The sequence below is a fragment of the Paenibacillus chondroitinus NBRC 15376 genome (assembly GCF_004000765.1).
GTDB lineage: Bacteria > Bacillota > Bacilli > Paenibacillales > NBRC-103111 > Paenibacillus_E > Paenibacillus_E chondroitinus.
This window is the reverse complement of record NZ_BILW01000008.1, coordinates 26,884-53,077: the sequence shown is the minus strand read 5'-3', so window position 1 is coordinate 53,077 and position 26,194 is coordinate 26,884. Positions and strand designations below refer to the sequence as shown.

The following is a 26,194-nucleotide window of genomic DNA, read 5'->3' as shown; positions in this document are numbered from 1 at the left end:
GTTGAATGAAATGAATATTACCTTACAAGAAGAAATGGCTGCCCAATTGAAGGGCAAAGATTTCCTTGCTTTGGCTGACTATACACCGGAAGAAATCGAATACTTAATTCACTACGGGATCGAGCTCAAGCGTAAGCAAAAGGCTAGAGAGCCTCATGCTGTGCTTGCCGGCAAGACACTCGGGATGATCTTCGAGAAATCCTCGACGCGTACGCGTGTTTCCTTTGAAGTGGGGATGTACCAACTGGGAGGTCAGGCTTTATTTTTGAGCAAAAATGATCTGCAGCTTGGACGCGGTGAAACGGTTTGGGATACGGCACAAACGCTGTCCCGTTACCTCGATGGCATTATGATTCGTACGTATGAACACCGTAAGGTGATCGATCTTGCGCGCGGTGCGACGGTTCCCGTTATTAACGGCCTGACGGATTATGCGCATCCTTGCCAAGTTATGGCGGATTATCAGACTGTTCTTGAGAAAAAGGGCCGTCTCAAAGGCATTAAAGTAGCTTACATCGGGGACGGCAACAACATGGTGCATTCCTTAATGGTGGGGGCAAGCAAATTGGGGATGGACTTCGCGATTGCTTCTCCTGAGGGTTATGATCCTGACCAGGAAGTGATTCAGAATTCCAAGGAAAATGCTGCGCATTACGGCGGCAGCGTACTTCTCACACGCGACCCTCGCGAAGCGATTGAGAATGCGGACATCGTCTACACGGATGTATGGGCAAGCATGGGCTTCGAGGCTGAGCAGCAGGAGCGGGAGATTGCTTTTAAAAACTACCAAATCAACGAAGATCTGGTGAAGTACGCCAAATCGGATTACTTGTTTATGCACTGCCTGCCTGCACACCGCGGGGAAGAAGTGAGCGAAGGCGTCATTGACGGCGCACATTCCATTATTTTCGACCAAGCAGAGAATCGTCTTCATGCGCAAAAGGCTATTATGGCCGCGACCATGATATAATAAATAGATAGAAGAAACGGAGAGATTTGTAGACATGGCTAAGGAAAAAATCGTGCTCGCCTATTCCGGCGGGTTGGATACTTCGGTAATTTTGAAATGGCTTAAAGAGACTTACGACGCTGAAATCATCGCGTTCACGGCAGATATCGGGCAGAAAGATGAGCTTGACGGTCTGGAAGAAAAAGCGCTCGCAACCGGCGCCTCCAAAATCTACATCGACGATCTGCGCGACGAGTTCGCGAAGGATTTCATCAACCCGATGTTCCAAGCGGCTGCGCTTTATGAAGGCCAATACCTGCTGGGCACGAGCATTGCGCGTCCTTTGATCGCGAAGCGCATGGTTGAAATCGCACGCGCAGAAGGTGCAACAGCGATTGCACACGGCGCAACCGGCAAAGGAAACGACCAAGTGCGTTTCGAACTAACAGCTGCAGCGCTTGCTCCTGAGATTTCGGTGATCGCGCCTTGGCGTTTGGAAGAATTCCGCGAGCAGTTCCCGGGCCGCGCTGAGATGATCGCGTATGCCGAGAAACATGGCATTCCGGTAACGGCATCCGCTGCGAAGCCGTATTCGACAGACCGCAACTTGCTTCACATTTCCTTCGAGAGCGGTATGCTGGAGGATCCTTGGTTTGATCCATCCGCTACATCCAACAAAGATATGTTCGTGCTGAGCGTTGACCCTGAGGATGCGCCAGACCAAGCCGAATACATTGAACTTGAGTTTGAAAAAGGCGACTGCGTAGCCGTTAACGGTGCGAAATTGACGCCGCTTCAAGTGATGGAAACGCTGAACGAAGTCGGCGGCAAGCACGGTATCGGCCGTGTCGATATGGTCGAGAACCGCTTCGTCGGCATGAAGAGCCGCGGCGTATATGAAACTCCAGGCGGTACGATCCTGTTCACCGCTCACCGCAAAATGGAGTCCTTGACGATGGACCGCGATGTGATGCACCTTCGTGACTCCCTGATCTCCAAATATGCAAGCCTTGTTTACAACGGCTTCTGGTTCGCTCCAGAGCGTTTGGCCATTCAAGCGCTTGTTACAGAAAGCCAAAAGAACGTATCCGGTACAGTTCGCTTGAAATTGTACAAAGGCAACGTTATCGGAGCTGGCGTGAAAAGTCCGGTATCCTTGTACAATCCGGATATTGCCACAATGGAAGCTGATCCGACGAAAGCTTACGATCAAGGCGATGCGACAGGCTTCATTCACTTGAATGCTCTTCGTTTGAAAGTATCTTCGGGTGTTGAGCAAAACGCTAAGAAGTAAGTTAACATAGGCTGTGAAACCGGGCTTTCCCTCGTGGAAAGCCTTTGGGCTGTCAAATAGAGAGGAGTGGGTGCACGTGTCAAAACTATGGGGTGGACGATTTACGAAGCAAACCGACCAATTGGTTGAAGAATATACAGCATCAATTATGTTTGATAAAGAGCTGGCCGAGGAAGATATTCAAGGCAGCTTGGCGCACGTGACGATGCTTGGCAAATGTGGCATTCTTCCTGCGGAAGATGTCGAGAAAATCAAGGACGGCCTCTATGCGGTCCAAGGCATGATTCGCCGCGGCGAGCTGGAGTACACGATTCAGAACGAAGATATTCACATGAATATCGAAAAAACGCTGATCGATTTGATCGGTCCTGTTGGCGGCAAGCTGCATACGGGCCGCAGCCGTAACGATCAGGTAGCGACGGATATGCATCTGTACCTGCGCAAGCGGGTAGTCGAGTTCGTTGGCCACCTCATCAAGCTGCAGGAAGCTCTTCTTGAACAAGCGAAGAAAAACATCGATACGATTATCCCGGGATATACGCATCTTCAGCGTGCGCAGCCGATTTTGTTCGCGCATCACATGATGGCTTATGTCAGCATGTTCCAGCGTGACCTTGAGCGCTTGCAGGACAGCTACAAGCGCGTAGACATCCTGCCGCTGGGCGCTGGTGCGCTAGCCGGCACGACGTTCCCGATCGACCGCCATTTCGTGGCGGAGCAGCTCGGGTTCGGACGCGTGTACGAGAACTCCCTGGATGCGGTCAGCGACCGCGATTTCATCCTGGAGTTCCTCTCTAACGCGTCCATGATCATGATGCACCTTTCTCGCTTCAGCGAGGAAATGGTGCTCTGGTCTTCCACCGAGTTCGCGTTCGTTGAACTCGATGATGCTTTCTGCACCGGCAGCTCGATCATGCCGCAGAAGAAAAACCCGGACGTGGCGGAGCTCGTCCGCGGTAAAACAGGCCGCGTCTACGGCAACTTGTTCGGTCTGATGACCGTGCTGAAGTCGCTGCCGCTGGCGTATAACAAGGACATGCAGGAAGATAAAGAAGGCATGTTCGATACGGTTCGCACGCTGCAAGGCGCGCTTCAACTGTTCGCTCCAATGGTCGCTACCATGAAAGTGAACACGGATCGCATGAGACAAGCCGTGAACCAGGACTTCTCGAACGCTACGGACATCGCCGATTACCTTGTAAACAAGGGACTGCCATTCCGTCAAGCTCACGAAGTTATCGGCAAAACGGTGCTGTATTGCATCCAGAACAAAAAGTACTTACTCGATATGAGCATCGAGGAGTTCAAAACGTTCTCTACGCTGTTTGAGTCCGATATTTATGCCGTGCTGCAGCCGGAACAAGTTGTGAATGCACGTAATGTATACGGCGGAACGGCAAGCAATCAAGTGTCGGAAGCTATTGCCCGCGCCGAGCAAGTGTTGGCGCAATCCAATGAGTGGTTGCAAACATATTTGGAGAAGAGCAAATAAGTTTAATGATATAAAAAGCCTTCAACGTCATCCGAATGGATGAAATTGAAGGCTTTTTGCTGCTTATCTACCCGTAACCGAGATATATCCGGTGTCGACGCGAACTTTCACTTTTTTGCTGCCATCTCCGAGAGTACCTTTGGCAGAGTGATGGTCTTCCCGATCTACAGTAAGACCAGGCACTTCCAAATTGGCGCTGCCTGTATCGGCGCTTAGATCGAAGCTCACATTTTTAGGCGTTGGCTCAAGTGTAAGGCGGACACTGCCGGTGTCGGATTCTAAGGAAACGGAGTCGCCGATATCGCTTAATTTTGCTGTAATGCCGCCCGTATCGGTTTTTATCTTTATATCTCCTTGGGCTTGCTGGATGTTGATATGCCCTGTATCAGCTTGGAGGTTAAGCTGTTTGCCTTCGTAACGGTCGAGTGAAATGCTGCCGGTATCCGTATTGGCCGTCAGCTTCTCCGATTTGAGATCATTGAATTTGATACTCCCCGTATCGGAAGAAACGGTGATGGCTTTGTACATTTTATCCGGTAGGGAGACTTCGGTTTTGAGCCCAAAGCCGCGGCCGGCAATCAAATTTTTGAGTTCGGTGATGTCAAAACCAAAATTGATGCGATCTTTTTCTTTCTTGCAAACATCAACCCGCCATACATTGCTTCCTTCTGTGGCTGCGTCAATCGTGCATTCATTCGCGTTAGCTTCCCGCACCGTACCGACCAGGTGAACTTTAATTTCATCGCTGTTTGTAGGGACGAAAGTGATGTTCGAGTTATCATTTTGAAGGATGAGGGTGTCGATATTTGCCGCTGCAATCTTTTTCTCGATATTAATGTTGGAGACGCCTGCATTCAAATCTAAGGTTTTGAAGGAAACAGCCGCACCGATGAGTCCAACTGCCAGGCAGGTAAAGCCCGTTATTAAGAAAAATTTATATCTGCTTTTCACGGCTTAAGCCCCCTTAATTAATTTGGCATTGAACTGGATGTACGCCCGGGTGATTTTGAAAAAAAGTTGGAGCAGCCAGGTGCTGAGCGTAGTGAGAATGACGCCTAACCCGAAGCATGCCAACATGGTAAATCCAATGAACTGCAGATCGCTGCCGACGTGCTCCATAAAGCTGCCAAGCATACCGGCGATCGGAGCGACGATGAGTGCAAAGCCCGAAGCGAATAACGCGATTAACGCTGCCAAGATACCGAACCATGGGCCAACAACGAACAGGAGGTTGAAAAAGCCGAGCGCAATGCTGACGATAATCGCCTTCAGCCCTGTTTCCTGCTTAGCCGGGTAGGGGTAAGGAGGTTGCTGAGCGTAATAAGGATTCTCATAAGGCGGCGGCGTATAGGACGGAGGTGTATAGCCCCCGGCTTCTGGTGCCTGCTTTGGTGCCGCTGACTCGGGTTTCGTATATATTTTCTCAAGCGGAGGAGCTGTTGGTGCTTGAGGAGCTTGATGTGCTTTAGGCGTTGGAGGCGTTTGAGGTGCTTTAGGTGCTATAGGAGCTTGAGGAATTGACTCCTGTTTTGCACTTTTTGCAGACTCCGGATGGCTGACCGTTGAGGCATCTTTCTGTGCGTCCCAGTTAGGGATTCGCGGATAACCTAGCGATTGTGCTACCTCATCCTCGTGTTTGCCGTTCTCAATGGCTTTTTGGAACAATTCCTCGTAGACAGACAATATATTTTGGCGCTCCTTCTCTGGAAGTCCGCGCAGTCGATAGTTGAGTTCTTTGAAATAATCAATCTTGCTCATCGTTCATCCTCCTTATCTCATATTGCGTACTCTTATCATAATAAAAAAAAGTCATAGTGACCTAGTAACTACAGTCACATGACCTTTAGATGTTTGACCCTTTTTATGGTTCAAAATAGTCACAAAGATTACCGGAAGGAAGGTCCTTTGACGCCGTCTTCCAAAATGGGTTGTGGCTCCGGTGCGCCCCCTAGTTCAGGCTTGATATCGCCCCGGTTAGAGGCGACCAAGGTCGGCACCGGAGAGTACTGATCCTTCGAGATGAGCTCTTTGCTGACGAAAACGCCGTTTTCCCTTTTAATCCGATAGGTTTCAACTTTGTAACCTGCTTTACCTGTACTGATGGGCCGAGTGGCTCCTGGGGCTAGCGTTGTATTATGCAAGTATTTAACGGGAGGTTGAATCGTCTCTGTGACGTTTGATTCTATGTCATATGTGATCGAAGGAGACATGTGTCCGAACAGCTTGACGGTGACGTCCCGATCCGTTGTGACAGTGCGAATCAATAGATAGGCATCGGTATTGTTGCGAAACTTGAAATTGATGTAGCCGTTGGCAAAAGTCGCATCTTGTCCAAGCGTGACGTAGCTGACAGGCAGGGAGTGGTTACGGCGCTCAACAATAGCGAGTCCGCTGCGCAAAACAGCATTGTACAGTGTTGTCGATACTTGGCATATGCCGCCGCCGATGCCGGGAACCAGCTTGCCGTTAAGGATAACCGGCGCTTCCTTATAGCCGAACGTGGTTTCTGTCTGTGCAATGATTTTGCTATAGTCGAACGTCTCTCCTGGTGCCATGAGATAATCTTGAATGGACGCGGCGGTAGAACGAATATTGTGAATTCGTCCTTCACCGGAAGCGGGAAATGTGGTCGTAAACTCGGATATTTTGCGGTCGATGCCCTGCTGCTTCAATGTTTCTACGGTTACGGCAGGACTCTGCTCGTACAAGGGCAGCGTCAATCGAACGGGTGCGGCGTTGTGAATATACGAAATGGAGGGAGCGACTTCTTGCAGGTGTTCCCCCAAATGTACGGTGTCAATGCGTAGTACTCTGTGTTCCGGTTCATAAGTTAGCGAGTCCTGAGCGGTCACGATCCGCTTCGCCGGCGCAGGCTGCTGGCTATAAAGGTCTTTCCATGCCTCTTTCAACGCTGCGTTTAGCTGATCTTCGTTCACGGTGACCTCAATCGGAATATCGGCATGACGAAGCTCCCAGCGGGCTTTTATCCGTTGCAAGGGTGAAGCTTTGAACAATTGGGCGATAGATTGCGTGAGGGCCTCATCATGATATTCGACGCCTAGCTGTCCAAGGGTCAATTGTCGATTGGCGATGTCCGTATAGGAGGTTTGCAATTGGACAGGAAAAGCGTTTAGCAGCTTAAGCCTCTCCTCGTATTGCTGCTGGAACGTATCATAAGGCATGCCGCCGACGCGCCAGCCGGCAACCGTAAATTTCGGAGGCAGTGTGCTCTGAGAACCATACAGGTATAGACCGATACTTATAGAGCTTAGCAGTCCTATGGTGATCGTCGCATAGAAGGTTGCTTTTCTGATGAGGGGTGGCATGTACAGCGGCTCCTTTACATACGAATGAGTGAAAGGCCTGTACTACCATATGTATCTTCTTTCCGATCAATTTATTACTAAAACCTTGTGACCCTTAAATGTGTACAAATCATGATATAGTGACAGTAAACAACAGGAATTTTGAACGATTTTAGAAGGAATTTCCGACTTTGTGTCGAACTCCTTAAAGCTGTCTGTACAGCAGAGAGACTTTAGGCTTCGCTTAAGGACCCCTATATTAGGATGTGATATTGTGATCGAAATGCAGGACGTATGGAAAACGTACTCCAACGGTACTCATGCATTGAGAGGGATTAATGTAAAAGTAGACCGCAACGAGTTTGTCTATGTTGTCGGACCTTCCGGGGCTGGTAAATCGACATTTATGAAATTGATGTATAGAGAAGAAAGACCGACCAAGGGCCAGATTTTCGTGAATGGATTCAATTTAGAAAAGCTGAAACAGCGTAAAATACCTTTTTTGCGTCGAAATATCGGAGTTATTTTCCAAGATTATCGATTGCTGCCGAAGTTGTCTATTTTCGACAATGTAGCTTTTGCTATGGAAGTGATTGAAGCACCGAAGAAACAAATCAAGAAACGTACGATGGAAGTGCTTGAACTGGTGAGGTTGAAGGATAAAGCCAATTCGCTTCCCTCACAACTATCCGGCGGTGAGCAGCAGCGTGTCGCCATTGCCCGGGCAATAATCAACAATCCTTCCGTCATTATTGCCGATGAACCGACAGGAAATCTCGACCCTGAGACATCGTGGGGGATTATGAAGCTTATGGAGGAAATTAACTTCCGTGGTACGACAATCGTCATGGCTACGCATAACAAGGAAATCGTAAATACGATGCGTAAAAGAGTCATTGCAATCGAGAATGGCCTTATTGCTCGTGACCAGTTACGGGGGGAATACGGCTATGAAGATTAGTACATTCTCCCGGCACTTGCGGGAAGGTACGCGGAATGTTGTCAGGAACGGATGGATGACGTTTGCGTCGATCAGTTCAATCGCAATCTCGTTGTTCATTTTAGGAATATTCGTACTGATAACATTGAATGTCAATGACATTGCCAGTCAAATTGAAGATCAAGTTGAGATTAATGTGTACCTGGAGGTTAACACCCCTCAGAATCAAATCACAGAGCTTCAGACCCAAATTCAAGGTTTACAAGGAGTTAAAACGATCAAGTTCGTTTCGAAAGAAGAAGGACTTGTCTATTTGCGTCAAAAGTTAGGGGAAAGCGGCAAGGCTTTGCTGGATGGTTTTGAAGGAGAAAACAATCCGCTGAATGATGCATTCACGGTTGAAGTGGATGATCCCCGTAATGTAGCCGTGGTAGCGGATCAGATCAGCGCACTTAACGCAGATAAGGATCCGAAGCCTATTTATAAAGTGAATTATGGCAAAGGGACTGTTGAAGCTTTATTCAAAGTAACGCAAATTGTTCGTTGGGTCGGCTTTGGAATTGTGATTTTGCTCTCCTTTACGGCGGTGTTCTTGATTGCCAACACGATTAAAATTACGATTTTAGCCCGTCGCAAAGAAATTTCAATTATGAAAATGGTTGGAGCGACGAATTCATTTATTCGTTGGCCGTTTTTTATAGAAGGAGCTTTACTTGGATTTGTGGGTTCTCTCATTCCTGCTGTGGTCATTCTCGGCGGATATTGGAAGTTGCTGAACTTAAGTTCTTTGAACTTAAATTTATTAATGATTGAGCTGACGCCTTTCGGAAAAATTGCTCCTACGATGATTGCTTTGTTGCTAGGTATTGGCATTGTCATTGGCGTCTGGGGGTCCCTAATCTCCGTCCGCAAATTCCTCCGCGTCTAATAAGGTGGCTTTAAAAGCCGACTTTGATAACGAAGTTATTCTCTGTAGCTTACTCGGCATCGAATCTTGAACGAAAATGGGGTAGTCCGGTACTCATGTAGCTCGCTACACTCCGTTTCCTCCTACACCCATTTTCGTCCAACCTTCTCGGTTCTGAAAGCCGGTTTTTAAAGCTTTTATTTATGTTTTCATAGATTCAAAGATTAAGAGATAAGAGAATAAGAGATTTGAGATGAAGTCCAAAAAAAGCATCATGTTTTTGATGATGAGGAGGCTACGTGCTTGAAGAAGAAGATTCTACCCTTGGTGATGTCATTTGGGATTGCCGCTTCGCTAGCGGTGCCATATGCAGGTTATGCCGCATCCACAACGGATAAGATCGATCAGCAGTTGACTCAACTTAAGAAACAGAAGGCAGAAGCGCAGCAGAAGGCGAAAGACGCCGAGAATCAGATAGATAAAGTGCATTCTGAGAAAGACCAAGCCACCAAGGATATGAATACGCTTGTCCAACAAGTCAATGAAGCCAGTAAAAAGCTTACGCTGTTGAACGAGCAAATCGATCAAGTTACCGATACGTTGGAGGAAAACGGGAAACAGCTGGATGAGGCGATAGCACGGGTAGAAAGTCGCGACCAAATGCTGAAATCCCGCGTGCGTTTGATGTATATGAACGGTTTTGTTTCCTATATGGACGTGGTTCTGAGCGCTACTAGCTTTTCTGATTTCTTGAACCGGATTGAGGCTTTGAAATCTATTGTAAATCAAGATAAAGTCGTACTAGAAGCAAATAAGAAAGATAAAGAGATTGTTGCTAAGAAGAAGGAAGAGACCGAGCAGCAGCTCGAAAAGGTCAAAAAGCTCTACGCAGATGCGGATGCATTAAGAGATGATCTGCAGGCTAAGGAGAAAGCGAAAGAAGTCAAAATTGCTTCGCTTACGAAGCAGGAGAAGACGCTTGAAGATATTTCGGAAGAGAGCGATAAGTTAATTACGCAATTGGCGAAGCAAGAGGCGGATCTTCAAGCGAAGAAACGTGCTGCGACCAAAGCGAAGTCTCCTTTCACTTATGCCGGAGGCAAGTTAGGTTACCCTCTGGCAGCGCAAGCGCCGCTTACGTCGGATTTTGTTAACCGGATTAATCCCGTTACAGGTAAGGCAGAGAATCATAAGGGCATCGATCTAGGCGCTCCAAAAGGGACAAGCATTCTTGCAGCGGAGAACGGCTCCGTCATTTATGCTTCGTGGATGAACGGTTACGGGAACTGCGTTATCGTCGATCACGGCAATGGATTATGGACACTGTATGGCCATATTATGAACGATGGTATCTATGTCAAAGTCGGCGATACAGTCAAACGAGGGCAGAAGATTGCCGGAGTTGGCTCAACAGGGCAATCGACAGGAAACCATCTGCATTTCGAGGTTAGGCTGAACGAAACTCCGACCGATCCTAAACCGTTCTTGCGATAGGACAACTTGGTTATAAAACGGGAAGAGCTTGTCATATACTACAAACAAGCGAACCCGAATGGGTTTTAGGAAAAAGGTGGTGAATCACGCTTTGCAATTCAAAGGGCGCACGGTCATTGTTTTTGTATTGTTAGCTATGTTTGCAAGTAGTATTGTGACATTGACGGTAGTCGATCCATCCTTCACATGGGGGCGGAGTGAGCAGCCAGCGGGTAGTGCAGCCGACTCAACAGGATCTTCGGCAGGACTGTCGAGCAAGGATTTGAGTAAAATTTCTACAACCTTTCAACTGATTGAAAGCAAATATTTGAAACAGCCGGATCATGATAAGCTCGTTAACGGTGCGATCAACGGCATGTTAGAATCTCTGGAAGATCCGTTCACGGTCTATATGGATCAGAAGGAAGCGAAGCAGTTCGATGAAAGTATTACGTCCTCTTTTCAAGGGATAGGGGCTGAGGTGTCAATTGAGGAAGGCAAGTTCGTCATTGTTTCCCCAATTAAGGGCTCTCCAGCGGAGAAAGCAGGTATTCAAGCCAAAGATGTCATCCTCTCGGTGAACGGAGAAAAGCTGGATGGTTTGACGCTTAACCAAGCGGTCATGAAGATTCGTGGTCCGAAAGGAACACAAGCGAAGCTTGATCTTCTTCGTCAAGGAGCGGGTGATCCGGTTCAAGTAATCGTCGTCCGCGATAATATTGATGTGGAAACCGTCTACGGAGAAATGATGCAGGATCAAATAGGGAAAATTGAGATTCGCCAATTCTCTTCTAATACGGCTGTACGCTTTGCTGAAGAGCTGAAAAACCTTGAAGCCAAAGGGATGAAGGGACTCGTTATCGATGTTCGTAATGACCCGGGCGGTCTTTTGAACGTCGTTGTCGACATCGTGAATCCTTTTGTGAAAAGCGGCAAACCGATTGTTCAAGTGGAAAATCGGGATGGCAAGCGGGAGCCGACGCCATCGACAGGGACAGGCAAGAATTATCCGGTTACGGTATTGATCAATAAGGGCAGCGCCAGTGCTTCGGAGATTTTGGCAGGTGCTTTCCAAGAAGCGGTCGGAAGTAAAATTGTCGGTGAAACTTCTTACGGTAAAGGGACGGTTCAAGTCACTTTTGAGAAGGAAATGGGCGATGGCAGCAACATTAAGATGACCGTCTACAAATGGTTGACGCCGAATGGCAATTGGATTCACAAAACAGGTATTCAACCGGATATCGCCGTAGAACAACCGGCTTATTTCAAAGCGGCGCCGCTTTCCAAGAAAACTGCGCTTAAACAAGATATGACGAGCGATGATGTGAAAAATTTGCAGCTGATGCTCGCAGGTCTTGGTTTTAACCCGGAACGTTCCGACGGTTACTTCAATGAGAAAACAACGACAGCCGTGAAAGCTTTCCAACGGACGAACAGCTTGCCGATGACGGGTGAAGTCGATACGGAAACCGCGAACAAAATCGAGAAGCTGCTATTGGAGCAAATTCGCGAGCCTAAGAACGATTTGCAGTTGAAGGCCGCAATTGCGCAAATTCAAAAGCAACTCGGGAAATAATTGTTAGTGAGATATTGGAAATTCGCAGCGCAAGGCAGGAAAATGAGCCCTCGCAGTCGAAATAGAGTAGGAAGGGTGCTTCGGCAGCCTTCCTATTTCTTTATATCGAGGAGACCGGAATAGTTATGGATGTTCTGATTCAACTCTTGGAGAGGCTGCTTCACGCGGTAGGGCAGCTGTTTGCGAATCCTTTCTACTATATAGGTGTTTTATTTATCGTGCTGCATTATCGAAAGCAAATTCAAATGGAACGTAAGTTATTTCATACACGCCTGCATTCTCTGCTCAATGAGACGTGGCGAACGGTCTTTTGGGGATGGATTGGGGGGCTGTGTGCCTCTGTACTTTTGCTGTTCGTAGGCGTAAACATTCAATTTGATGTGGTTATTTTATTATGGGTTATCACGGTTATCCTAGTCCTGCTCAGAGTGAGATTCCTTTGTTTGGCCTACGCCGTTGGCATCCTGGGAGCTGCCCAAGTGATCTTGTCATGGATTCCGGATATGGCTAGTCTGAAAGAGACATTGCCGATGTTGGATATCGTCAGGCATGCGGATATTCCTTCTTTGCTGGCCATTGTAGCTGTTCTTCATCTGCTCGAGGGGATGCTTGCTCATTTCCAAGGAGCGCGTATGGCGACGCCGTTATTTCTCGAGGGTAAACGCGGTCAAATCATCGGAGGGCAGCAGCTGCAAGGCTTCTGGCCTGTGCCGTTATTTTTGCTGGTGCCTTTGACGGGTGGTAGCGACATAAGCTTACCTTGGACAACTTTGTTCGGTGCGAACCTCGCCTCAGGATGGACCTTGCTTGCATTCCCGGCGATGATCGGATTCACGGAATTAACGATCTCGAAGCTGCCTCGTAAGCAAGCACGCTCAAGTGCGAATCTGCTCTACTTATACGGCATAATTTTGCTGGTTGCCGCGGTTGCTGCGCATTTTTGGTCGGCGATTGTACTATTAGGGGCTTTGTTAAGCATAGTGCTGCATGAGGGATTGATTCGCTATAACCAATGGACGGAAGAGAAGCAAATTCCTTTCTATGTCCATTCAACACGAGGACTTATGGTGCTCTCCGTTGTTCCCAACAGCCCTGCGCAGGAAATAGGGATCCAAACGGGTGAAATCATTCATAAAGTAAATGGCTACAAAATTAAGACAAAGTCTGATTTGCATTTAGCTATGGGGCTGAACTCGGCTTTCTGTAAACTGGAAATCTTGAATGAGGAAGGCGAGGTTCGCTTTCTGCAGCGGGCAATCTTTAACGGCGATCATCACCAACTAGGCATTATTTTAGCTCCGGACCAAGAGGCTTTGTATTTCACAGAGCATAGACCTGTGCATCTATTTTCTTATTTGCGAGGGAAATTAACTGGTTTGCTGAAAAATGATTCGACGAAATCGATGTAAAAAAGGAAGACCCTATCTCACTAAAATTAGGAGGTAGGGTCTTTTGCTTATTTCGGTACACTGGTTGGAGCCAGTCCATCACGCAGGACAATGATTTCAACGCGGCGGTTTTTGCTGCGGTTCTCATCGCTGTCGTTTGGAACTTTGGGCATTGTATCCGCGTAGGCTGTCGCGATGAATTTGTTATCATCCAGCTTGGCCGTATCACTGAAATAGCGCAGCACCGATAGGGATCGAGCGAACGAGAGTCCCCAGTTATCTTTGTATGGAGAGCCGGTTGCGAGCGGCAAATCATCGGTATGGCCTTCAATGCTAACCTTACTGTTTAGCGTCGGGAAGAGCGAAGCGAGCTTTTGCAAAATAGGGGCCGAGCCACCTTTGAGATCTGCTTTTCCTAAATCAAATAAGAACAAATCATTCAGTGTAATCGCTACACCGCGCTCTGTATCGCTTGCGGATACTTGCGCCTCCAGATTTTGATCTTTAATGTAAGCTTGTACTTGTTTTAAAAGATCTTGAAGTTCTTTCTCGCGCTTTTCCTTCTCGTTCTCGTCAGGTTTTGCTTTATCTTTTTCTTCCTTCTGATCGTTCAAGTTTTGCTTGGTATAATCTTTGTCCTTGCTGTCGGAGTCGCCTTGCTTCGGAGTCATCTGGCCGCTAATGCCGTGTCCTTTGTCCAAAACAGAGTCGGCTTTCTGGAACTGCAGGTTTAATACTTGCGCCAGAACGGCATACTTTTGAACATCGACCTTACTCATTGCATACATAATGATGAAGAAAACGAGCAGAAGGGTGATTAAGTCAGCATAAGTAATGAGCCATCTTTCATGATTGACGTGCTCTTCTTGCTTCTTACTTCTCCTCGCCATAATCGGCTTCCTCCTCTACCATTGGTGCTTTTTTGGACGATTTCTCGTGGAGGAAGGAGGTCAGTTTTTTCTTAATCAATTGCGGGTTTTCGCCGGCTTGCAGAGCAAGAATGCCTTCAAGCATCAGTTCCATTTCGGCAACCATTTCCTTACCGCGCACTTTAATTTTGGTCGCAAGCGGCAGATAAATTAAGTTGGCGCTCATAACCCCATATAGAGTAGCTGTGAAGGCAACAGCGATGGCTGGGCCAAGACTCGAAGGATCTTCGAGATTGCCTAGAACGTGAATGAGTCCCATAACGGTTCCGATAATCCCCATCGTTGGCGCATAGCCGCCTCCAGCTTCGAATATTTTGGCCATATTATCAACCTGGTGCTCAATGGCATCCATTTCGAGCTCGAGAATTTGTCTGGTCAATTCGGGATCTGTTCCATCTACGACCATAAGCAAACCGTCTTTCAGGAAAGGATTGGTATGCTCCTGAGCGCGCTGTTCGAGAGCAAGTACACCTTCTCTTCGTGCAATGGAAGCCATGTCTACTAGTTCTTCAATTGTAGCTGCTGGATCTCTCTTTACTTCTTTGAAAGCAATGCCCAGAGCCTTAGGGATTTTCGCGAGAATAGAAAGAGGAAAGCTGACTGCTACCGCTCCAAAAGTTCCGCCGAATACAATTAACATCGCGCTTGGGATAATTAATGAACTAATGTGGCCGCCATCCCACATGTAACCGCCAATCAAACCTACAAGACCTAAGACTAATCCTAAAACTGTTGTCAAATCCATGACTTTACCACTCCTATTTAGCATAAAAAGAATTGGGGCCCTACAAGTGGCCTGATGAAAGTGTGTTGGTGTCTCGTGATGAAGGATTCAGGCCGTAACAGATATTGCCGTTTGCATCAAAGATTTAAAAAGAGTATAATGGAAAAACCAGAACAAACATTCTTATGATGAGTGTCAAATGTTACCATCATATATGTACGACATGTTCCATAAACTTCTTTATCGGAAATTACAAAAAGAAAATGAATAGGATAAAAGTTCGATTTATTACCAATAAGTGTAGGTGATTATTGATGAGTGAACTTGTTAAGAGCTCTAAGAAATTTGAGCTTGTTTCTGATTTTGCTCCACAAGGGGATCAGCCCCAAGCTATTGAAGAAATCGTTCGAAGCATTCAAGCCGGCAATAGACATCAAACGCTCTTAGGAGCTACGGGAACAGGGAAAACGTTCACTGCTGCACAAGTTATTGCGAAGTTGAACCGCCCTACCTTGATTATTGCGCATAATAAAACATTGGCCGCACAGCTTTGCAGCGAATTTAAAGAGTTTTTCCCCCACAACGCCGTCTCCTATTTCGTTAGTTACTATGATTACTACCAGCCAGAAGCCTACATTGCCTCCTCCGACACCTACATCGAGAAAGATTCCAGCATCAATGAAGAGATCGACAAGCTTCGCCATTCCGCGACCAGCTCCTTATTTGAGCGTCGTGACGTGATTATCGTTGCGAGTGTGTCGTGTATTTACGGCTTGGGTTCGCCGATGGAATATGGCAATTTGCTGCTTTCTTTACGCGTAGGGATGGAGAAATCACGCAATGAGATTTTGCACAGGCTTGTGGACATTCAATATCAGCGCAATGATTTGAACTTTGTACGCGGGACATTTCGTGTACGCGGGGATGTTGTTGAGATTTTCCCGGCCTCACATGGTGAACAAGCGGTTAGGGTTGAATTGTTCGGTGACGAAATTGAGCGGATCACGGAGATTAATGTACTGACAGGCGAGATTGTCGGTGAGCGTGATCATATCGCGATTTTCCCGGCATCTCACTTTGTGACGCACGAAGATACCATGAAGCGCGCGCTTGTGAATATTGAGCGAGAGTTGGAAGAACGTCTTGCGGAGCTGAAGGAGCAGGGGAAACTGCTTGAAGCACAGCGATTGGAACAACGAACGCGCTATGATATGGAAATGATGCAGGAGATGGGCTTCTGCTCCGGAATTGAGAATTACTCAGGACCGCTGACATTCCGTGAGCGCGGGGCAACACCATATACGCTGATTGATTATTTCCCTGATGACATGTTATTTATGGTCGATGAGTCTCACGTGACGTTGCCGCAAATTCGCGCCATGTATAACGGGGACAGAGCTAGAAAAGAAGTGCTGGTTGATCACGGCTTCCGCTTGCCTTCTGCACTGGATAACCGTCCATTGCGGTTTGAGGAGTTTGAGGAGAAAGTTAACCAGATTTTATATATATCAGCAACACCAGGACCTTATGAGTTAGAGCATTGCCCTCATATGACACAGCAGATTATTCGTCCTACGGGCTTATTGGATCCTATTATTGAAGTGAGACCGACCAAGGGTCAAATCGATGATTTGATTGCGGAGATTCAAGATCGGATTCGGAAAGACGAGCGGGTGCTCGTTACGACGTTGACGAAGAAGATGTCAGAGGATTTGACGGATTATTTCAAAGAAATCGGCATTAAAGTTCGCTATTTGCACTCGGATATCAAGACGTTTGAGCGGATGCAAATTTTACGTGATCTACGCTTGGGTACCTTCCATGTGTTAATTGGGATTAACTTGCTCAGGGAAGGGCTTGATTTGCCGGAGGTATCCCTTGTCGCCATTCTGGATGCGGACAAAGAGGGTTTCCTGCGGTCGGAACGCTCGATGATTCAAACCATTGGTCGCGCAGCGCGTAATGCCAATGGCCGGGTTATCATGTATGGAGATAAGATTACGGACTCTATGGAGAAAGCCATCCGTGAGACGAGTCGCCGCCGCAGCATTCAGGAAGCTCATAATGAGAAGATGGGAATCACACCACAAACGATTGCCAAGAAAATCCGCGATGTCATTGAAGCTACGAAGGTAGCTGAACAGAAGGCGGATTACTTGACCGATGTGAAAGGTGCGAAGATGTCGAAGAAAGACCGCGCTTCTTTGATCGAACGTTTGGAAGGCGAAATGAAAGAAGCTGCGAAGAATTTGCAGTTCGAACGGGCGGCACAGCTGCGTGACGCTATTATGGAAATGAAAGCTGAAGCCTAAATGGGCTTCAGTTTCACATAGGAGAGGAAGGTTACCCGTGTCTAGAGATCAAATCGTCATTAAAGGAGCCAGAGCTCATAATCTTAAAAATATCGATGTCACGATTCCGCGCGATAAGTTTGTAGTTCTAACGGGCTTAAGCGGCTCGGGCAAATCGTCGTTAGCCTTTGATACGATTTATGCCGAAGGTCAGCGCAGATACGTTGAGTCCTTATCTGCATATGCCAGACAATTTCTAGGCAATATGGATAAGCCGGACGTAGATTCGATTGATGGACTATCACCGGCTATTTCTATTGATCAGAAGACAACAAGTCGAAATCCGCGCTCCACAGTAGGGACCGTAACGGAGATTTATGACTACTTGCGGCTACTATTCGCGCGTATCGGACGTCCGCATTGTCCAACGCATGGCATTGAAATTACATCGCAAACCGTAGAACAAATGGTAGACCGAGTCATGGAGTTTCCGGAGCGCACCAAACTTCAGATTCTGGCTCCTCTTGTTTCAGGACGCAAGGGTGAGCATACGAAACTTTTTACCGACGTACAGAAACAAGGTTTTGTAAGGGTACGCGTGAATGGAGAGACAATGGACCTCTCCGAGAAGATCGAGCTCGACAAGAACAAGAAGCACACTATTGATGTTGTTGTTGACCGTATTGTGATCAAAGACGATGTGCAAACACGTCTTGCCGACTCGTTGGAAACTGCGCTTAAGCTCGCGAATGGACGAGTCATTGTTGACATTATCGACAAAGAAGAGCTAATGTTCAGTCAGAATCTGGCATGTCCGGAATGCGGTTTTAGCGTAGAGGAATTGGCGCCAAGGATGTTCTCCTTTAACTCGCCTTTCGGGGCTTGCCCGGAATGTGACGGACTCGGCAGCCAGATGATTGTTGATCCTGACTTGTTAGTGCCTGATATGAAACTGACGATAGAAGAAGGTGCTTTTGAAGCTTGGGCCGGCAGCACGTCCAACTATTATCCGCAATTTCTTGCGGCAGTTTGCGATCACTATTCGATCCCTCGCAATGTCCCTGTATCCGAGTTGTCGAGTGAGCAAATGAAGGTCATTCTCTATGGGACAGGCGGGGAGAAGATCCGCTTCCGCTACGAGAATGATATGGGAGCGACCAAGGAAGCGCTGGTTCCATTTGAAGGAATTATCCGCAACTTGGAACGCAGATTTAAAGATACCTTCTCTGAAGGCATCAGAGAGCACATCCAGACTTATATGAGCACGAAGCCATGTCCGAAGTGTAAAGGGCAGCGTCTGAAACCCGAAACACTTGCGGTGACGATCAATGGCAAGAACATTGCTCACGCGACTTCCCTTTCCATTGGAGATGCGGAAGAATGGTTCAAAACGTTAGATCTGAACGAGAAAGAGCTTACTATCGCGAACCTAATTCTCAAAGAAATCAGAGCACGCCTTGGATTCTTGGTGAATGTCGGTCTTGATTACTTAACGATGCATCGTGCAGCGGGGACGTTGTCAGGAGGAGAAGCACAGCGGATTCGACTTGCGACGCAGATTGGCTCCAGCTTAATGGGCGTTCTTTATATTTTGGATGAGCCGAGCATTGGGCTGCATCAGCGGGATAATACGCGTCTGATCCAGACGCTTGAACATATGCGGAACCTGGGTAACACCTTGATCGTCGTTGAGCATGATGAAGATACGATGATGGCAGCGGATTACATTATCGATATCGGACCTGGTGCCGGTATTCACGGGGGGCAAGTGATTGCCCAAGGTACGCCAACAGAGCTTATGGCGGACGAGAACTCACTTACCGGTCAATACCTTAGCGGCAAGAAGTTCATTCCGATTCCGGCGGCGCGCCGTAAACCGAATGGCAAGTGGATCGAAGTCAAAGGGGCCAAAGAGAACAATTTGCGCAATGTTTCGGCTAAAGTACCATTAGGTGTGTTTACTTGCGTAACAGGCGTATCCGGCTCCGGCAAAAGTACGTTGATTAACGAAATCCTATTCAAAACGCTGGCACGCGATTTGAATGGAGCGAAAGTTCGTCCTGGTGAACACAAAGAAATTGTTGGGCTTGAGCACGTGGACAAGGTTATTGATATTGACCAATCGCCAATCGGTCGTACACCTCGTTCAAATCCAGCGACCTATACAGGTGTGTTTGATGACATCCGTGATGTGTACGCGAATACGAATGAAGCAAAGGTACGTGGCTACAAAAAAGGACGCTTCAGCTTTAACGTGAAGGGTGGCCGTTGTGAGGCATGCCGTGGGGATGGCATCATTAAGATCGAGATGCATTTCTTGCCTGACGTTTACGTGCCTTGTGAAGTGTGCAAAGGTAAACGATACAACCGTGAAACCATGGAAGTGAAATATAAAGGCAAAAGCATTTCGGAAGTGCTTGAGATGACGATCGAGGACGGCTGCGAGTTCTTCAAGAACTTGCCGCGGATTCATCGTAAGCTGACTACACTTCTAGATGTGGGGCTGGGCTACATGACACTTGGCCAACCGGCAACGACGTTGTCCGGGGGCGAAGCCCAGCGCGTGAAGCTCGCGGCGGAGCTATACCGCCGCAGTACAGGCAAGACGATCTATATCTTGGATGAGCCCACAACTGGGCTCCACATCCACGATATCGATCGTCTGCTGAAGGTGCTTCACCGCCTCGTAGAGAGCGGTGAAACCGTGCTTGTCATCGAGCATAACCTCGATGTAATCAAGACGGCGGACCACCTCATCGATCTAGGCCCCGAGGGCGGCAGCCGAGGTGGTCAGATCGTAGCTTCCGGTACGCCGGAAGATGTTGTGAAGGTGGCCGGGTCCTATACCGGCCAGTACTTGAAACCGATCCTGGAGAGGGATCGGGAACGCTCGGAGAACTATGCGAAGCGGTTGGAAGTGTTGGAAGAATCGGTCGGTTAAGCGGCCGAATCGCAGCAAGGCCTCACGGATGAATGCCGTGGGGTCTTTTTTTGCGTGCGAGGATGGAGGGGGACAAGACCCGCGATGATGAGTCTTCGTCAGACTACTAATCTTCGACAAAAGAGGGTGATCCGATCTTATTCGTCAGAATATTCATAATTCCGACTTATTTAACATGGCTTTTGTTAAGACTTAATTGGATTCGACAATTTAACCCTCTATCAAAAAATAAGTGAATAGTCCTATAATTAAGATAGTAGTTTCAACACGATATTCCTAGCTGACTATTCAGGATCGAGAGATATAAGCTGTACAAATCTATCACTTCATGGAGGATTGCTATGAAACCGACATTAGACATACAGGAGATTGTTTCTGCATTAGGAATAGATCCATTTCGTTTTTTAGACTGGCAAGAAAAAGAAATAGGGCTTAAGGATCAGCCAACAACACCCATCGAGGAACATAAAGAAACGCTCTCAGCCTATGGATTAATGGCATAGGAAGTAGTTCTATACATAAAATAGTCAGCTAAGCCCGAGTGTCTTTCAGAGACGTTCGGGTTCTTTAATTTTTTATCCATAATGGGTGAACACGAACAAGAGCACGAGCTGTAATAAAGGGATAAAAAGTAGGGCATTGTAACCTTAAAGGTGTAATATTTTCCGCAGAAGGTGGTTAATCTAACCAAAAGGTGACAAACTTGTTACACATGCGCCTAATCACTTGCATCTAGTGTCCAATCAAGCTAACATAGAATTAAAATAGCAGGACGTGTGCCTTGCACCGAGTTATTAGAAGGAGGGTTTCACCATGTTATTCGCGGAAGAAGCAGCAGCAACAACAAGCACGTATACAAGCTTTGATATTTATGTTTTGATTTTCACAGTGATTATTGCCATTGCAGTTATCAGACAATTGATGTCCCCCAAAAAAAACTATTTTGCCCTAGGATTCGCGGTAATCTCCTTGCTCGTATTCGGCCTCATGGATTATGTCATGATCACAGGCTGGTAATTCAGAGCTAACCCATGCTTTACAAGATAAAAGCCCACAGGACCAAGATCGTAAGATCATCGGAGCCTGCGGGCTTTTTTGATGGTTAGGAAGGGGGTAAGCGGCTAGCCGCTTATACCCACCACATTTCTCCAAGCGGTTCTTTGATAAGAACTTGTTGAAGGTTTTGAACAGCTTTGGAGAAGCCTTCTTCAACGGACATCAATCCGTCTTCGTGCTCAATACTCACGACGTAGTCGTAGCCGACAAGACGCAGGGCGCTGATGATGTCAGCCCATACTTTCATGTCATGACCGTAACCAACGGAGCGGAACTGCCATGCACGATCAAGCATGTTTGCATAGGACTGCATGTCCGTAACGCCATAACGGTTTACATTGTTAACATCCATGGATGTGTCTTTCGCATGGAAATGGTGAATTGCTCCTGCGCGGCCGAGAATTTGTACGGCTTGTACAGGGTCAATTCCTTGCCACCACATGTGACTTGGATCTAGGTTGGCACCAATCGCGTCACCTGCTGCTTCACGCAGACGGAGAAGGGTAGCTGGTGTATGTACGGAGAAACCACCGTGCAGTTCCAAACCGATTTTGACATTGCGGTCAGAGGCGTATTTACCTGTTTCCGTCCAGTAAGGAATGACTTTATTTCCCCACTGCCAGTCAAGAATCTCTTGGAAATCGTTCGGCCATGGAGCTACCGGCCAGTTCGGATATTTGGCATCCTCGTGGTCCCCAGGGCAGCCTGAGAACGTGTTAACTACAGGGACTTCAAGGCGCTCAGCAAGATCAATCGTTTGTATAATAGCATCATGGAATTCTTTCGCAATTTGCTTTTGCGGGTGAAGCGGGTTTCCGTGAACGCTCAAAGCACTAATCGTCAGACCGCGGGATTCTACCGCATGTTTAAAAGCTTTTAACTTCCCAGCATCAGCAAGCAGCTCAACCGGATTACAGTGCGCATTACCAGGGTAACCCCCAGTCCCAATTTCGACAGCTTCTAAGCCCTTAGAAGCCACATAATCAAGAGCTTCCTCTAAAGGTTTTCCACCAAACAGAACCATAAAAACGCCTAACTTCATTAGGTACACCTCCATAAATGGTAAACAACCACACAAATTATAACACTATCATCCCGTAAAATGAAGCAAGCCTTTATAGATCCGCAGCACCGTCTCATAATTCGAGCTATAAATAATAACGGAGAACGTCACTAAGACTTGCGTCACGAAACAGCGGAAGTAAAAATAGGTTTTTGAAACTTTCTTTCTATTTACCGTTGTAATTTTGAAAATGTTCTCGATCGCCAGAATGATCCCGTGATAGAGACCATAGAAGAAGTAAAGCCAAGTAAAACCATGCCACAGGCCCATTAAGACCATAATCAAAATGGACAAGCTGGAGGCAACCCAGCGGGAAGGCACAGTACGCGAGAAGAACATGAAGATATGATCACGGAAAAAATCGCCCAGCGTCGCGTGCCAGTTGCGCCAGAACTGTGTCATGGAAGGCGAGAGCAGCGGCCGTTTGAAGTTTTCAGGCATCGTATACCCCATCAACCGCCCAAATCCGATGGCCATATCCGAATAGCCGGAGAAATCGAAATAAATGAGCGCATAGAACCATACGAGGAGAAATAATGATTGATGCGTGTGCAAGTCCTGCTTCAACACTTGATCGAAGACGCTGGTCATCCAAGTGACGACAACGATCTTTTTGAACAGACCTAGAATAATGCGTTTGACACTGTCTTCGAAGAGAGCGGCGTCTACCGTGTACGGCTTTTTGCTATCGGCCATAAAATCACGGAATTTCAGGATCGGTCCTGAAGTAAACGTTGGGACAAACAGCAGATAGTTCGCATAATCAATGGCAGGCACTTGGCCGTCTTTTCCAAAGAAATAAGCAAAATAATAAGCATCGATCACTTTCAAGACATTATAAATGAGTCCAAGGTAGATGACGGCGTCGAACAGCGGATTGTGGAAAACGCCCATGACGAAAAGCCGGACACCTAGAAAAACGCCGATAATATTAGCGGCAAGCGCAAAGATAAAAGTGGCTTTACGCCAAACGGTCGTGCGGCATAAATACACAAATCCCGCATAGTTGATCACAGTAAAAGCAGCGTAGAAAATAAGCAGCTTTTGACTGTAGAGCAGTAAAAAGCAGAGACTGAAAATAATCATCAGAATACGTTTGTTGTCGGCCCACTTGCGGGTGAGCATCAGAACGGCGACCATGCCTATCATAGCGATAATCGCGTTCATTTGCATATAAAACATAGCTTTAGAACTCCTCGCTTGGAAAGCCCGATTAGAATTTCTCGTAGATAAATAGGCCCTTACCGGTAAAATAAATGAAAACCAGATACAGCATCACGAGATAGATGAGGACTTCGGCTATTTTCCTAAGGACTTTAACCATGTGTCCACCTCCTTCGTAAATAGCGGAGCGCCTTCTTCGCGGTTTAAGTGTACAAGATCATGAAAATACTTGGGATCGTATGTATGCATCAAATCCAACACGGGTACACCGGCGGTCTTCAATTGGCCGTTTACCGCTTCTTTCAAAGAAGCCACGTAGGGAGGATCGGCATATCCTTTGTTCCAGGGCATCCAGATCACTCGCAATGGAAGCTGCTGTTCCTTAGCATAACGGATGACCCACTGCAGGGCGTCAAGATTGTCTTGGAAATCTTTTAAGGTCATAGTGCCAAACCGTTTGTCATAGTCGGTCCATTTCGACTGAAGGAAAGCATTGTCCTTGCGGCCAGGATACAGCTCTTTATCTATCCAGCGCGGCTCATAGGCTAAGCTTCCTTTTCTTAAATTACGGACGAATTCTTCTCCGGAATCGCGGAAATAATCACGGTACGTGTACACATAGGGCTGATACCATGGTTTGAACCATTGGTAGGTCGGATCGGTTTCGAGGGGATCGAGCATCGTATGAACATCAATGCCGATTACCAGTTCATCACGAACCTGGTACAAGTGATTCTGGAGGATCCCTTTAAGATCGGTGATCTTCCCATAGGAAAGCCCCATCTCTACCAAATGGGCATCGGACTTCTCTTCGATGTAAGCCCCTGTTACAGCCGAATTACCGAAGAAAACCGGTCCCGATTGGGACCAGCTATGGTGGTAGAGTGTTTTGGTAAAGTCGTTTTTGTAGAAACGGCGCGAGCTAACCATCGGGTTCCACCAGGAGATGAGAAGATCCGAAACGACGATCGCTAGCAGCAGGCCGAGTACGAAACTATTCTTTTTAAGAAATGTGGCTGCTTTCAACGGAATCACTCATTATCTTGGATTAGGATGGGGCCCACAGCTGACTTCCAACAATCAAAGGTCGGCGTGTGGGCCCAAATAAAAAGTTTGAATAGAAGAATAGGACGACTAAGTGATGAAAAGGGACTAACGGTTCCTTACAGAGCCTTTTCCTGCCAAGCGTGGTACTGCTCGCGGAAAGTAGCCGGCCACTGCTGCTCGTCTAATCCGTATTGCGCCAAGAACGCGAACGCCCAGCGCTCAATACCGAAGCCTACGCAGCCTGTAACCGCGTTGCGTTTGCCCATTTTAATGTTAAAAGCATTCCCGAAGGTGTTACTGTGGAAATTGACAGAAGAGCAGGCAATCGACTTCTTCACATGCGGAATTGTCAAACGCAGCTCGTATTTCATTTCTTGATTTCGTTGGAAGGAAGCCTTCACTTGGAAATCATTCGTGAAGAAAGGATCATTCGCGATTTCCAACATGGAATCTACATTCCATTCCACCGCTAATTCTTTGAGATATTCAATCGATTTCAAGCGATTTTCTTTGACGAAGTCCGGTTTGCCGACAAATATAATTTCGCGCATGGAGAAGTCGAGCAAACGGCCGAAATCGCTGTGGTTTTTGGACTCGAAGCGGTGGCACTTGGCAATTGCCGTTACCACGATACCTTCACCCTCAAGCGTCTCATTCTCTAACCCCTCGTAGCAATGGTAGCAAGTAGAAGGATTCATCATGAAATTAGGCTTCACCATATTAGGATCAAGCTCTAACGGCTCATCCTGCTTCCAACCGCCGGCATCGCGAATGGATTGCGAGAAAGATTCAATAACGTCCAAATCCTCACGCAAATGCGTAACGAAGTGAATGTGCTCCGGGAATGACGTGAAATGGTTTGTTTTGTTCAAAGTGTGGCTATGAATAACCGCAGGATACTGCTCTTCCTGCATGCCTTCAAAGCGCTTAGCGATTTTCGTAACGAACGAGTAATCCAGGAAGCGCATCAAGCTGGAGAAAGGCTCACGGAAAATAAATAGTCCGGGTTCCAGAATTTTAATGGCTTTGCGCTCTACTAATTCAGCGATAATATCGCCTTCATAAGGAGTGTTTACTTTATTTTCGAATAAAATATTTTCTTTGAATCCGAAATCGCCATGGGAGAATCGTTCGATTAGGCGACCGACTCGCTCCGTAATTCCCTCGTTGCCATTCGGCGAGTTGTGCGTGATGATGATGTGGCCATCAACAAGCGCGATATCCTGAATATGCTCATCCGCAAAGGCCGAAGCATACTTGACTTGCCCGTGCTGGCTTTCGGCTAAGCCTTCTAAAGAAATTTTACATGTCAACATGAGTGGGTTACCTCGCAGTCTTCTTGGAAATAAAATCGGCAATTTCGCTTACCGTGTTCATGGAGTACAACATGAGATCTTGATTCGTCACTTGGATGCCATACGTCTTCTCGATGTGGGCGATCAGTGCCGTAGCACCGATGGAATCGATAAACCCATAATCGAACAAATGAACATCAACGCCAAAATCGTCATCGTCCTCTGCAATTTCATAACGCTCGCGAATATGCTGCTCAAGCTGCGTAAGTAAGTCTTCATTAGACATGATGGAAAGCCTCCTGGTTAATTGAAATTTAAGGTTGTTTTTTAAAAAGTAGAGAGTAATTCAGCGCAAGTGCA

The 26,194-nt window shown here is 47.1% G+C and carries 22 protein-coding genes; 12 read left to right on the top strand and 10 right to left on the bottom strand.

Going from position 1 to position 26,194, the window contains the following annotated elements:
• Window positions 1–10 precede the first annotated feature (10 nt).
• From argF to argH, 3 genes are all read left to right on the top strand, one after another.
• The gene (gene argF / locus PCH02S_RS12160) at window positions 11–970 is read left to right on the top strand and encodes an ornithine carbamoyltransferase (protein ID WP_127453295.1); all 960 of its coding nucleotides are present in this window, start codon (window positions 11–13) and stop codon (window positions 968–970) included.
• A 34-nt stretch (window positions 971–1,004) separates the two neighbouring features.
• Window positions 1,005–2,243: an argininosuccinate synthase gene (locus PCH02S_RS12155; RefSeq protein WP_127453293.1), complete on the top strand. Its 1,239-nt coding sequence runs from the start codon at window positions 1,005–1,007 to the stop codon at window positions 2,241–2,243.
• A gap of 76 nt (window positions 2,244–2,319) precedes the next feature.
• On the top strand, window positions 2,320–3,735 hold the full coding sequence (argH, locus tag PCH02S_RS12150) for an argininosuccinate lyase (RefSeq protein WP_127453291.1): 1,416 nt from the start codon (window positions 2,320–2,322) through the stop codon (window positions 3,733–3,735).
• A 63-nt stretch (window positions 3,736–3,798) separates the two neighbouring features.
• On the opposite strand, the gene PCH02S_RS12145 is transcribed toward argH, so the two are convergent.
• The 3 genes from PCH02S_RS12145 to PCH02S_RS12135 form a co-directional block, all read right to left on the bottom strand.
• Window positions 3,799–4,686, bottom strand: a complete 888-nt coding sequence (locus PCH02S_RS12145) for a DUF4097 family beta strand repeat-containing protein (RefSeq protein ID WP_127453290.1) — start codon at window positions 4,684–4,686, stop codon at window positions 3,799–3,801.
• A 3-nt stretch (window positions 4,687–4,689) separates the two neighbouring features.
• On the bottom strand, window positions 4,690–5,493 hold the full coding sequence (locus PCH02S_RS12140) for an HAAS signaling domain-containing protein (protein WP_127453288.1): 804 nt from the start codon (window positions 5,491–5,493) through the stop codon (window positions 4,690–4,692).
• Between the two features lie 128 nt (window positions 5,494–5,621).
• Window positions 5,622–7,061: a VanW family protein gene (locus PCH02S_RS12135; protein WP_127453286.1), complete on the bottom strand. Its 1,440-nt coding sequence runs from the start codon at window positions 7,059–7,061 to the stop codon at window positions 5,622–5,624.
• A gap of 253 nt (window positions 7,062–7,314) precedes the next feature.
• Here PCH02S_RS12135 and ftsE point away from each other — a divergent pair, with 253 nt between their 5' ends.
• The 5 genes from ftsE to PCH02S_RS12110 all read left to right on the top strand — a co-directional run bounded on the left by ftsE (window position 7,315) and on the right by PCH02S_RS12110 (window position 13,345).
• The gene (gene ftsE / locus PCH02S_RS12130; RefSeq protein WP_127453284.1) at window positions 7,315–8,001 is read left to right on the top strand and encodes a cell division ATP-binding protein FtsE; all 687 of its coding nucleotides are present in this window, start codon (window positions 7,315–7,317) and stop codon (window positions 7,999–8,001) included.
• Window positions 7,991–8,908 (top strand): permease-like cell division protein FtsX, encoded by a 918-nt coding sequence (gene ftsX / locus PCH02S_RS12125; RefSeq protein ID WP_127453282.1) that lies wholly within the window; start codon window positions 7,991–7,993, stop codon window positions 8,906–8,908. Before ftsE ends, ftsX begins: the two co-directional genes overlap by 11 nt.
• A gap of 282 nt (window positions 8,909–9,190) precedes the next feature.
• Complete coding sequence (locus PCH02S_RS12120; RefSeq protein ID WP_127453281.1) at window positions 9,191–10,381, top strand: murein hydrolase activator EnvC family protein; 1,191 nt, start codon at window positions 9,191–9,193, stop codon at window positions 10,379–10,381.
• Window positions 10,382–10,472: 91 nt separating this feature from the next.
• A complete protein-coding gene (locus tag PCH02S_RS12115; protein WP_127453279.1) occupies window positions 10,473–11,936 on the top strand; it encodes a S41 family peptidase in 1,464 nt (487 codons plus the stop codon).
• A gap of 125 nt (window positions 11,937–12,061) precedes the next feature.
• On the top strand, window positions 12,062–13,345 hold the full coding sequence (locus PCH02S_RS12110; protein WP_127453277.1) for a PDZ domain-containing protein: 1,284 nt from the start codon (window positions 12,062–12,064) through the stop codon (window positions 13,343–13,345).
• 47 nt (window positions 13,346–13,392) lie between these two features.
• Here PCH02S_RS12110 and PCH02S_RS12105 read toward each other — a convergent pair whose 3' ends face one another.
• Both PCH02S_RS12105 and PCH02S_RS12100 read right to left on the bottom strand, forming a co-directional pair.
• Complete coding sequence (locus tag PCH02S_RS12105; RefSeq protein ID WP_127453275.1) at window positions 13,393–14,214, bottom strand: OmpA/MotB family protein; 822 nt, start codon at window positions 14,212–14,214, stop codon at window positions 13,393–13,395.
• Entirely contained in the window at window positions 14,198–14,998 is an 801-nt protein-coding gene (locus PCH02S_RS12100; RefSeq protein WP_127453273.1) for a flagellar motor protein, read from the bottom strand. Before PCH02S_RS12100 ends, PCH02S_RS12105 begins: the two co-directional genes overlap by 17 nt.
• Before the next feature lie 293 nt (window positions 14,999–15,291).
• Here PCH02S_RS12100 and uvrB point away from each other — a divergent pair, with 293 nt between their 5' ends.
• From uvrB to PCH02S_RS12085, 4 genes are all read left to right on the top strand, one after another.
• A complete protein-coding gene (uvrB, locus tag PCH02S_RS12095) occupies window positions 15,292–17,289 on the top strand; it encodes an excinuclease ABC subunit UvrB (protein WP_127453271.1) in 1,998 nt (665 codons plus the stop codon).
• Window positions 17,290–17,326: 37 nt separating this feature from the next.
• On the top strand, window positions 17,327–20,209 hold the full coding sequence (uvrA, locus tag PCH02S_RS12090) for an excinuclease ABC subunit UvrA (protein WP_127453269.1): 2,883 nt from the start codon (window positions 17,327–17,329) through the stop codon (window positions 20,207–20,209).
• Window positions 20,210–20,550: 341 nt separating this feature from the next.
• Complete coding sequence (locus PCH02S_RS35730; protein WP_164819538.1) at window positions 20,551–20,712, top strand: hypothetical protein; 162 nt, start codon at window positions 20,551–20,553, stop codon at window positions 20,710–20,712.
• A gap of 310 nt (window positions 20,713–21,022) precedes the next feature.
• The gene (locus PCH02S_RS12085; protein WP_127453267.1) at window positions 21,023–21,226 is read left to right on the top strand and encodes a DUF2759 family protein; all 204 of its coding nucleotides are present in this window, start codon (window positions 21,023–21,025) and stop codon (window positions 21,224–21,226) included.
• 112 nt (window positions 21,227–21,338) lie between these two features.
• On the opposite strand, the gene PCH02S_RS12080 is transcribed toward PCH02S_RS12085, so the two are convergent.
• The 5 genes from PCH02S_RS12080 to PCH02S_RS12060 all read right to left on the bottom strand — a co-directional run bounded on the left by PCH02S_RS12080 (window position 21,339) and on the right by PCH02S_RS12060 (window position 26,120).
• On the bottom strand, window positions 21,339–22,307 hold the full coding sequence (locus tag PCH02S_RS12080) for a sugar phosphate isomerase/epimerase family protein (RefSeq protein WP_127453265.1): 969 nt from the start codon (window positions 22,305–22,307) through the stop codon (window positions 21,339–21,341).
• A gap of 48 nt (window positions 22,308–22,355) precedes the next feature.
• Window positions 22,356–23,510 (bottom strand): MBOAT family O-acyltransferase, encoded by a 1,155-nt coding sequence (locus tag PCH02S_RS12075; RefSeq protein ID WP_127453263.1) that lies wholly within the window; start codon window positions 23,508–23,510, stop codon window positions 22,356–22,358.
• A gap of 117 nt (window positions 23,511–23,627) precedes the next feature.
• A complete protein-coding gene (locus tag PCH02S_RS12070) occupies window positions 23,628–24,518 on the bottom strand; it encodes a hypothetical protein (protein WP_127453261.1) in 891 nt (296 codons plus the stop codon).
• Between the two features lie 137 nt (window positions 24,519–24,655).
• Entirely contained in the window at window positions 24,656–25,855 is a 1,200-nt protein-coding gene (locus tag PCH02S_RS12065) for a class-II aminoacyl-tRNA synthetase family protein (RefSeq protein WP_246069049.1), read from the bottom strand.
• Window positions 25,856–25,862: 7 nt separating this feature from the next.
• A complete protein-coding gene (locus tag PCH02S_RS12060) occupies window positions 25,863–26,120 on the bottom strand; it encodes an acyl carrier protein (RefSeq protein ID WP_127453260.1) in 258 nt (85 codons plus the stop codon).
• Window positions 26,121–26,194: the final 74 nt, after the last annotated feature.